This is a genomic window from Oceanobacillus longus (assembly GCF_042650085.1).
Classification (GTDB): domain Bacteria; phylum Bacillota; class Bacilli; order Bacillales; family Amphibacillaceae; genus Oceanobacillus; species Oceanobacillus longus.
In genome coordinates, this window is record NZ_JBHSAO010000004.1 from 170,268 (window position 1) to 179,697 (window position 9,430).

At 40.8% G+C, this 9,430-nt stretch carries 5 protein-coding genes, 23 tRNA genes and 2 rRNA genes; all 30 read right to left on the reverse strand.

What is annotated here, in order from left to right; genetic code table 11:
- Position 1: 1 nt before the first annotated feature.
- Positions 2–808: a sugar phosphate isomerase/epimerase family protein gene (locus ACFOUV_RS07440; RefSeq protein WP_379496154.1), complete on the reverse strand. Its 807-nt coding sequence runs from the start codon at positions 806–808 to the stop codon at positions 2–4.
- A gap of 158 nt (positions 809–966) precedes the next feature.
- Entirely contained in the window at positions 967–1,980 is a 1,014-nt protein-coding gene (locus tag ACFOUV_RS07445) for a Gfo/Idh/MocA family protein (protein ID WP_379496155.1), read from the reverse strand.
- 37 nt (positions 1,981–2,017) lie between these two features.
- On the reverse strand, positions 2,018–3,004 hold the full coding sequence (locus tag ACFOUV_RS07450; protein WP_379496156.1) for a LacI family DNA-binding transcriptional regulator: 987 nt from the start codon (positions 3,002–3,004) through the stop codon (positions 2,018–2,020).
- Positions 3,005–3,204: 200 nt separating this feature from the next.
- On the reverse strand, positions 3,205–4,917 hold the full coding sequence (locus ACFOUV_RS07455; RefSeq protein ID WP_379496157.1) for a GMC family oxidoreductase: 1,713 nt from the start codon (positions 4,915–4,917) through the stop codon (positions 3,205–3,207).
- A gap of 163 nt (positions 4,918–5,080) precedes the next feature.
- Entirely contained in the window at positions 5,081–5,851 is a 771-nt protein-coding gene (locus tag ACFOUV_RS07460) for a gluconate 2-dehydrogenase subunit 3 family protein (RefSeq protein WP_379496158.1), read from the reverse strand.
- Positions 5,852–6,624: 773 nt separating this feature from the next.
- A tRNA-Gln gene (locus ACFOUV_RS07465) sits at positions 6,625–6,699 on the reverse strand.
- Positions 6,700–6,703: 4 nt separating this feature from the next.
- A tRNA-Ser gene (locus ACFOUV_RS07470) sits at positions 6,704–6,794 on the reverse strand.
- A 2-nt stretch (positions 6,795–6,796) separates the two neighbouring features.
- Positions 6,797–6,871, reverse strand: a tRNA-Asn gene (locus tag ACFOUV_RS07475).
- 16 nt (positions 6,872–6,887) lie between these two features.
- Positions 6,888–6,961: transfer RNA gene (locus ACFOUV_RS07480), tRNA-Arg, on the reverse strand.
- A 67-nt stretch (positions 6,962–7,028) separates the two neighbouring features.
- Positions 7,029–7,102, reverse strand: a tRNA-Ile gene (locus tag ACFOUV_RS07485).
- A gap of 14 nt (positions 7,103–7,116) precedes the next feature.
- Positions 7,117–7,190 (reverse strand) — tRNA-Gly (locus tag ACFOUV_RS07490).
- A 28-nt stretch (positions 7,191–7,218) separates the two neighbouring features.
- Positions 7,219–7,304, reverse strand: a tRNA-Tyr gene (locus tag ACFOUV_RS07495).
- A gap of 16 nt (positions 7,305–7,320) precedes the next feature.
- Positions 7,321–7,396, reverse strand: a tRNA-Phe gene (locus ACFOUV_RS07500).
- A gap of 26 nt (positions 7,397–7,422) precedes the next feature.
- A tRNA-Ser gene (locus ACFOUV_RS07505) sits at positions 7,423–7,515 on the reverse strand.
- 22 nt (positions 7,516–7,537) lie between these two features.
- Positions 7,538–7,611 (reverse strand) — tRNA-Ile (locus tag ACFOUV_RS07510).
- A 25-nt stretch (positions 7,612–7,636) separates the two neighbouring features.
- A tRNA-OTHER gene (locus tag ACFOUV_RS07515) sits at positions 7,637–7,706 on the reverse strand.
- Positions 7,707–7,729: 23 nt separating this feature from the next.
- Positions 7,730–7,803: transfer RNA gene (locus ACFOUV_RS07520), tRNA-Met, on the reverse strand.
- Between the two features lie 17 nt (positions 7,804–7,820).
- Positions 7,821–7,893 (reverse strand) — tRNA-Ala (locus tag ACFOUV_RS07525).
- A gap of 8 nt (positions 7,894–7,901) precedes the next feature.
- A tRNA-Pro gene (locus ACFOUV_RS07530) sits at positions 7,902–7,978 on the reverse strand.
- An 8-nt stretch (positions 7,979–7,986) separates the two neighbouring features.
- Positions 7,987–8,063: transfer RNA gene (locus tag ACFOUV_RS07535), tRNA-Arg, on the reverse strand.
- A gap of 3 nt (positions 8,064–8,066) precedes the next feature.
- Positions 8,067–8,155, reverse strand: a tRNA-Leu gene (locus ACFOUV_RS07540).
- A gap of 99 nt (positions 8,156–8,254) precedes the next feature.
- Positions 8,255–8,336, reverse strand: a tRNA-Leu gene (locus ACFOUV_RS07545).
- A 3-nt stretch (positions 8,337–8,339) separates the two neighbouring features.
- Positions 8,340–8,415 (reverse strand) — tRNA-Lys (locus ACFOUV_RS07550).
- Positions 8,416–8,445: 30 nt separating this feature from the next.
- Positions 8,446–8,521, reverse strand: a tRNA-Thr gene (locus tag ACFOUV_RS07555).
- A 5-nt stretch (positions 8,522–8,526) separates the two neighbouring features.
- Positions 8,527–8,603: transfer RNA gene (locus ACFOUV_RS07560), tRNA-Asp, on the reverse strand.
- Positions 8,604–8,725: 122 nt separating this feature from the next.
- Positions 8,726–8,802, reverse strand: a tRNA-Met gene (locus tag ACFOUV_RS07565).
- A gap of 40 nt (positions 8,803–8,842) precedes the next feature.
- Positions 8,843–8,918: transfer RNA gene (locus tag ACFOUV_RS07570), tRNA-Val, on the reverse strand.
- A gap of 4 nt (positions 8,919–8,922) precedes the next feature.
- Positions 8,923–8,997: transfer RNA gene (locus tag ACFOUV_RS07575), tRNA-Glu, on the reverse strand.
- Between the two features lie 132 nt (positions 8,998–9,129).
- Positions 9,130–9,245 (reverse strand): 5S ribosomal RNA (rrf, locus tag ACFOUV_RS07580).
- 72 nt (positions 9,246–9,317) lie between these two features.
- Positions 9,318–9,430 (reverse strand): 23S ribosomal RNA (locus ACFOUV_RS07585); the annotation flags it as partial.

The following is a 9,430-nucleotide window of genomic DNA, read 5'->3' on the forward strand; positions in this document are numbered from 1 at the left end:
CTCAAACTCGTATGCTCTTAAGATAGTTGAAGGATCGTTTTACAGCTTCGTTTACTTCACTTAGACTCTCGGGACCTGCTGGTGTAAACTCAATTTCTACACTAATCGGACCCTGATAATTCCCTTTTTCAAGGATGTTAAAAATTCGGTTGAAATCAAGATTCCCATCACCAATCGCTGGGAAATTCCATTCGTTCGTAGCCCCTAGCTTATCCTTTAAGTGAACAAATTCAATCTCACCTACACAAAACTCTAAATCTTCATACGGTAAAACGTTCCCGTATAAGATAACATTGGCTGTATCGTAATTAATTTTTATCCTGTTATTTAAGGCCTGAGTTAGTTTTATTAATGTAAGACCTGTCGCAAAATTATTGCCATGGGTCTCTATTGTTAGTGTTTTACCCAACTCTTCACACTTTTTAAGTACAGGTTCTAAATTTTCGACTAACCTTTTTTCATCTTCAATAACATCGGAGTCGTTATGCGCATCACCTGTTGCCGTAATAACATATTGGCAATCAAAGAAAGTGGCTAAATCTATACTTTTAACTAAGTTAGTGATTCCCTCTTCTCTCATGAGGTTACTGTGTGCCCCTATTCCAACACAGGTCATTCCATAATCTTTAAGTAGTACTTTAATTCCTTTGAGCTCATCCTCTGTCATATCGGGCAATACATGTGCCGTATGATCCTTTACGGCAGCTAATTCAATTTGAGTGAATCCAGCTTCACTGGCCCCTTTCACAGCATCTTCTAAGGAATATCCATGATAGGTATTCGAATTGATTGCAAGCTGATGAAACATGCCTAACCTCCTATCAATTAGATTGGATTACGAGTACGAAAGGAAGTCTACTTGAAAATAGTCTGCTGTCATTATTAAAATGTAATCCGTTACAAGTATCTTAAAAGAAATCCAAGTAGAAGTCAAATTATTTCGAATATTTTTTCGTGACTTTATTCCTATACTTCTATATCAAGTATCTTTTCAATTACTTTCAAAGAAGCAATGGCCTCACGACTTGTTACAGGTGGAGTCTCGTCATTTACAATGCAAGCAATAAAAGCATCGATAACACCTGTATTTGTTTGATTGTCATTTGTTTGGATTTGTTCTAACTCATAATGGGTCACAGTGCCATCGTTCATTTCAATGACTAGCTGTGAATTGGCTTGATGATAGATTTTAATAATACCTTTTTGACAGTAGATCGTCGTAGAGTTGTCTTCTTTCCCGTAATAGGTCCAGGAGAAAGATGCTGTTCCCAATCGACCTTTCTTTGTTTTTAATACACAAACAACATTATCACATACCTCAATCGGATTTCCGTGCTCATCTACCTTATCAAGCGCCCCATGAAAAGCATGCGCATCCTCAATTTCGTCATCCAATAAGTAATGAATTAAATCAATCTTATGAATCCCTAAATCTCCGGCAACACCAAAGGGAGATCGCTCTTTTTTAAAAAACCAGGTAGCATTCGATTTCGTAATTCCCCATTCTTCTGGGCCTTGATGGCCGAAATTTGTCTTGAAGGTAAGTACTTCCCCTAGCTCTTTTTTCTCTACGATTTCCTTTGCTTTTTGGTGAGCTTTTGTAAATCGTTGGTTATGGTCAACCATTAATTTATTTCCTGATTTTCGTTCTGCCCTGGCAATTTCCTCTGCATGCTTCACACTTAAAGCTATTGGCTTTTCACATAAAACATGCTTTCCACTTAATAACGCTTTTGATGTATGAATATGATGGGCTTCATTAGAGGAACAATCACTAATAGCAACAATTGTCGGGTCCGTGAGCAGGTCATCCAGTTTTACAGCGACTCGGCCGCCAAATTCTGCAGCTAAGCTTTCTGCCCTTTCAATATTCCGATCATAAAAGACGATCTCCTCAACAAACGGATTGGCTTTGTACTCGGGTGCATGACGGAATCGTGTAATCGAACCACAGCCAATAATTCCTACATTAAATCCCACAACAAAAACCTCCCTCCTATTCAAAATTTTGGTTTTCCTACCCCATGGTCGACTCACGAATTATTAGTTCATGATCCAAAATCATACTTTCAACCTTTTTACCCTTCATGCGATCCATGAGCATCTCAGCTGCAAGTAAACCCATTTTATACATCGGCTGTGAAATGGTTGTAAGGGTAGGGTTGGTCATATTGGAAAAACTGATATTATCAATGCCAACGACAGCAATCGGATGTGGCAATTTCAATCCACCGTTTAATGCTTTTAACGCACCAATTGCTAATGTATCCGAAACCGCAAATACCGCTGTTGGTTTTTCTTCCAGCTGAAGCAATATTCGCATCGCCTGTACCCCATTTTGAAATTCCAGTTCTTTTGTATGGTAAATCCATTCCTCTCGAATAGGTAGATGGAACTCTTTTAATGCTCGCTCATAACCGGCCCTACGAAGTCTTGCATAGAGGAACTTTTCGTCAGAAGTAATCAGTGCAATTTTCTCATTCCCTAGTTTAATCAGATGCTTCACCGCTTGATAGGCTGCCAGCTCGCTATCAATGGTCACGTATGGAATACATCCACCTTCTTCGTATTCACTGCATAGAATGACCGGATGATTTTCGGCAAGCTCATTCAGTTTTTGCATATTGACGGTTGGATCCATGGAAATAATGCCGTCAGCCAGTTTATTTTTGACCATATTAAAGTAAATATTTTCTCGTTCCGGCTTGGAATCTGTCTCGCAAAGCAGGATGTTGTAGTTATTCGAAATAGCTGTGTTTTGAATTCCGTTGATAATCTCATTATAAAAAGGATTGGAAATGCTAGGCAGAAGGACGAGCATGAGACGACTTTCAGATTTCCTTAAATTGCGTCCCAGCATACTTGGTTCATAATTTAACTCTTTAATTGCACTTTCTACCTTACTTCTTGTCTTTTGGGTGACAGAGGTCGCATTATTCAATACTCTTGAAACCGTAGCTACGGAAACACCTGCCTTTTGAGCAATTTGTTGAATATTAGCCATGTAATTCCTACTTTCAAATAAAATCAATAAATGTAATCGATTACATTATTATTGTAAAAGGTAATAATTTATTTGTCAATTTAATTTTGTGATAATTTAAAAAATACTGCATTTGTGAAATGCAGCACGGGGACGGTTCTTTTGCTTCCTCTCCACAAAAAAAGGAAGCAGGAGAACCGTCCCCATGCTTCCTTTCACTATTAAGCGAGTTTGCCGCCTTCTTTACTAAATTTGATGATTCCTTCTGATGCTCTGTAAGCAAGTGCTCCTAATGTATGCGTCGCATTGTAACCACTTTGGTGAGGATATGCTGATCCACCAACTACGAAAACATTATCCGCTTCCCACATTTGCAGGTAATTATTGACAGCAGACGTTTCAGGGTCAGCTCCCATGATAACACCGCCTGTATTATGTGTCGCTTGATATTTTGTAATGTCATAATGCTCAACGGATTCATTCTCAGAGACATGTGTTGCTCCCATTTCCAGCATGATTTCCTTAGTTTTATCGTTCAAGAACTTGCCACGTTTACGGTCAGTTTCCGAAAAATCAAACGTCATGCGAAGAAGTGGATTACCGTGCACATCTTTATATGTCGGATCTAAATCCAAATAGTTATCCACATGAGGTAAAGTTGCACCATATGTGTGAACGTTCACCATCCGGTTATAGTATTTTAATGATTGCTCTTTAAATTCTTTACCCCATCTTGGTGTACCTGGAGGAACTTGGTTGTTGTCAATCGGTCTTTTTCCTGATTGATTCATGATAATTGCTCCACCATGTATAAAGTCAACATCAGTATGATCAAAGTTATCGGCATTAAAGTTATCTAATGTTGCACCTAGGCCACCAGACCCAATTGCAGTATTGAACTTGCGATCATCGAAAAATCCATCTGTTCCAACAATTACTTGGTAACAGTAGTTCTTGCCAATCGTACCTTTCCCAGTTTCAGGGTTATAAGGAGTTCCAAGTTTTGAATTGAGTAACAAGCGATTATTGTTAAACGTATAACTTGTTATTGCAACAATATCTGCGGGTTGTTCAAATTTTTCGCCTGTACGCGTATCGACATAAATAACCCCTGTTGCTTTCCCACCTTCATGTAACACTTCGATAACTTCAGAATTCGGACGAAGATCAAAGTTCCCAGTTTTTAATGCTGCTGGGATAACCGTAACGTTTGGACTTGCTTTAGCACCGTATTCACAACCGAATCGTTCACAGAATCCGTTCATTTGACAACTTGCTAAAGTCTGACCGTCCGGGTTTGTATATTGTTGTGAGTTATTAGCTGCTGGCATGGTAAAAGGATCCAGTCCCATCTTTTTCGTTGCTTCTTTAAATAAATCAAGCTCTGGACCATGCTTCAATGCCGGGTTTGGGAAGGGTTCTGAACGTTCTCCACGAAGAGGCGTCTCGTCAGCAGAAATGCCTGCCATCTTTTCAAACTTCGTATAGTACGGCTCCATTTCATCGTAGGTAATTCCCCAATCCTGGATGAGTAGCCCATCCGCAATTTTACTCTCACCATATCTTTCAATTGTTTTTGATTTGATTTCAAAGTCATATGGGTTATAACGGTCTGTCATTCCGTTCCAATGTGTACCTGCTCCTCCTACACCGTTTCCTAACATGAAGGATCCATATTGACGCATTGGTAATGCACGTTGATCACTATTATTTCTAAATGTTAACGTTTCTCTTGATAAATCTTGCATTAATTCACCACGTAATGCATAACGGAGCTCATCATGCTTCATAGCAAAGTTTGCCGTTCCACGGTTTTCACCACGTTCTAATCCGACAACTTTTAGTCCTGCTTTACTAGCCTCAGCAGCAATAATTCCGCCTGTCCAACCTACACCAACCGTTACAACATCTGTTTTAGGTAGTTTCGTAACCATATTCATTTACCCCTTTTCCTGCTGTTCATTTTTTCTTTAGAAAACTTGGCATTCATCAAGCCTTTTCGAATGCTTTAGTTGTACTTATGCGGAAGTTTTATACTTTCCTATCTACCAAGTTTGAAATCTCTTTCTTATAGCATTCTATTTTTTCCATGCATCTTTAGTTATGTGTGTTATGAAGGCTCGCTGGTTTAATTTCAATGAATTCTTTTGATGCCACTTGTTCATCTGAATAACTCATTTGTACACCAGGATACTCTTTCATCTTCCAACCTTGCATATCTTTATTCCCACCGTAAAGCGGATCCGAATAAGCACCCTCTAAAGTCGACTGACGTAATATATTAAAGAAGAAACTTGATTTAATACCAGGTATGTCTACCTCATCATTTTCAAAGGCTACTAGGACCTCATCTTGCTTTTCACCATCTAATGCGGTAAATCCTTCATTAAAGGTCGCTTGACTATATTTTTCAATTGCTTCAATTCCTAAGTCATAAATTTGATGATATTTTAATTGGGATTGATAGCCTTGGTTCAGCTCCCCTTCAAAGAATGGCCCCTGCCTATAATCCTTTGCATTGATTCCCCATTTCCCTGCTAATTGGTGATCAATATAGTAAGGAACGCCTAAACCAATCGCACCTGGACCATTTTCATCTTCTGGAAAAATTCGCTCTGTTGCCTGTCCTAGCAAATCAAAATCCGCTCGATTATTAAAATATTCTAAAGCCTGATCATGCTGCTGTGCAGATTGTGTTTCTTTTGTCGCTGTCGCGGTGGATTCTTGTTCACCTTTATCATTAAATCCAAGTAAACCGCCTAATGTTCCACCAACAACCACTCCCCCAGCAGCAATCCCACTATTTCTCAGGAATTTACGTCTTGAGGAACCATTTGCATCAAGTTGTTTTTCATCATTCGTTGACATAAAAAAAGCCTCCAATTCATTTGAAATTAGAAGTAAAGAGAGGTGACAAATATCGCTTATGGATTTTTAATCCCCAGCGATTATGTAGTTATCCCCGAATTTGTAAATTCATCTCATTATGATCGATTACTATATTTCTTTATTCTGTTAAGTAATTGCAGTAATAATAATGGTTGCGTTAATCAAACAGTGTAATCAAGCTATCAAAAATAGATTCTCTTTATTTCTGTAAAAATAATATAAATTGCTAGATTCAAAACGATTAAGTTGGTAATTTAGAAAGAGTTAATTAAACTACAATTAATTTAATATTTATATTATAATCGCTAATTATAGCATAGGTCTATTAAGCTAATTTGTCAATATCTTGACACATATTTATAGTTATATTTTTCTATAAAAATGGGTCACTACAGATTATACGGGTGAATAGAAGGCCGAGGATTATACTACAGGTATGGTAGATTCATCAATATTAAAAAGACCCCGATAAATGAAGCATCAAAGCGGTAAGTTATGTTGTGTAAGTCCAATTTGTTAACAAAAGGTAAGAATATCAGTGGAAGATAGTGGGAGGAATAACTCTTTTCTTAGGTATGGGAGTATTTGTAAATTAATAAACAAAAGTACTTATATAATTTCCCATAAATGAAGTAAATTTAAAACGCATGGATATTATTATCCATGCGCTTTTGTGTGGCTATTTATATATATTGTTTTTCATTCTGTTATTTCTTATTTATAGGTAGACAACTCGTATTTTTGTATGTAAATGGCTGGGCTACCAGGATTCGAACCTGGGATACACGGGATCAAAACCCGATGCCTTACCGCTTGGCTATAGCCCAATAATGGCGGAGAAGGAGAGATTTGAACTCTCGCGCCGCTTACACGACCTACACCCTTAGCAGGGGCGCCTCTTCAGCCACTTGAGTACTTCTCCAATGGCTCCACAGGTAGGATTCGAACCTACGACCGATCGGTTAACAGCCGATTGCTCTACCACTGAGCTACTGTGGAATAGTGAGTATTTAAGTGCGCCCTAGAGGATTCGAACCTCTGACCCACAGCTTAGAAGGCTGTTGCTCTATCCTACTGAGCTAAGGGCACAATGAACATTATATAGTAACATACAATTGTATGAAGTATGAACCAAAATAGAAGAGATTTATAGAAATGGGCCTGAGTGGACTCGAACCACCGACCTCACGCTTATCAGGCGTGCGCTCTAACCAGCTGAGCTACAGGCCCATAGAAAGAATATATGGAGCGGGTGAAGGGAATCGAACCCTCATCATCAGCTTGGAAGGCTGAGGTTTTACCACTAAACTACACCCGCATAAAACGTTAAGTTATGATATATAAAATGGTGGAGGGAGTAGGACTCGAACCTACGAACCCTGAGGGAGCGGATTTACAGTCCGCCGCGTTTGGCCAACTTCGCTATCCCTCCACAATTATTTCTAAAGTGGTGGCTCGGGACGGAATCGAACCGCCGACACAAGGATTTTCAGTCCTCTGCTCTACCGACTGAGCTACCAAGCCATGAAAGAATGAGCTAACAATATGTATGGAGGAGGTAGAGGGATTCGAACCCCCGCGCGGTTTAACCCGCCTGTTGGTTTTCAAGACCAATCCCTTCAGCCGGACTTGGGTATACCTCCACATAATAATCGTTACTTCAAATGGACCCTGCAGGATTCGAACCTGCGACCGATCGGTTATGAGCCGATAGCTCTAACCAACTGAGCTAAGGGTCCAATTTATAATCATTTAATATTAAAGGGCGACCGATGGGAATTGAACCCATGAATGCTGAGCGCAAACCATGCGTTAACCCCTTCGCCACGACCGCCATCTTATAACTATATATTTTAGTAGCGGCAGAGGGGATCGAACCCACGACCTCACGGGTATGAACCGTACGCTCTCGCCAGCTGAGCTACGCCGCCAAATATAATAAAGCAAATGGAGCCTAGCGGGATCGAACCGCTGACCTCCTGCGTGCAAGGCAGGCGCTCTCCCAGCTGAGCTAAGGCCCCGTAATGAATGGTCGGGAAGACAGGATTCGAACCTGCGACCCCTTGGTCCCAAACCAAGTGCTCTACCAAGCTGAGCTACTTCCCGATAATAAATGGTGCGCCCGAGAGGAGTCGAACCTCTAACCGCTTGATTCGTAGTCAAGTACTCTATCCAATTGAGCTACGGGCGCATATGGTGCCGAGGACCGGAATCGAACCGGTACGGTAGTCACCTACCGCAGGATTTTAAGTCCTGTGCGTCTGCCAGTTCCGCCACCCCGGCAAGGGCTTGGAGCGAAATATGGGATTCAAACTCGCAATCCCTACCTTAGCAAGGTGATGTTCTACTACTGAGTTACTTCTTCAATTAGCAAGTAAATGATGCGGGTGAAGGGACTTGAACCCCCACGTCCGAAGACACTAGATCCTAAGTCTAGCGCGTCTGCCAATTCCGCCACACCCGCAAATGGTGAGCCATGAAGGATTCGAACCTTCGACCCTTTGATTAAAAGTCAAATGCTCTACCAACTGAGCTAATGGCTCACAAAGTGAGTTAAACTAACACAAAAAAAATGGTGCCGGCCAGAGGACTTGAACCCCCAACCTACTGATTACAAGTCAGTTGCTCTACCAGTTGAGCTAGGCCGGCATATATGGCGGTCCGGACGGGACTCGAACCCGCGACCTCCTGCGTGACAGGCAGGCATTCTAACCAACTGAACTACCGGACCTTATTTAGAATAAGAAAATGATACTTAACCATTAATGAATAATTAATTGGTTGCACTCTTCAAGTACTACTGATTTTCAATTAACAAAGAAGTCTATTCAACGTAGTAAACCTGAAATAATTTGGTTGCGGGGGCAGGATTTGAACCTACGACCTCTGGGTTATGAGCCCAACGAGCTACCAGACTGCTCCACCCCGCGATTTGGGAGATAAATTAATATTTATCTAAATGTTTAAAAATGGTGGAGGATGCAGGGCTCGAACCTGCGACCCCCTGCTTGTAAGGCAGGTGCTCTCCCAGCTGAGCTAATCCTCCATGTTGGTGACCCGTACGGGATTCGAACCCGTGATACCGCCGTGAAAGGGCGGTGTCTTAACCACTTGACCAACGGGCCAGTTAAATTTTCCCAATTATTATTAACAAATAAATAATTCCACAGGTAAATTCGAAAGCTAAATTTCGAATCTACGACCAATCGACGAATCGTCGTTGTGCTACCACCTAAGGTACTGTGAAATAATCTTATGCCTGGCGGCGTCCTACTCTTGCAGGGACAAAGTCCCAACTACCATCGGCGCTGAAGAGCTTAACTTCTGTGTTCGAGATGGGAACAGGTGTGACCTCTTCGCTATTGCTACCAGACATTTATTTAAATTAAGATATTACTTATACCCTAAAAACTAAATAAGAGTGAATCAAGACATCAAAAAGAATTTAGTTAAGTCCTCGATCTATTAGTATCCGTCAGCTCCACGTGTCACCACGCTTCCACCTCGAACCTATCAACCTCATCGTCTCTGAGGGATCTTACTCACTCGAAGTGATGG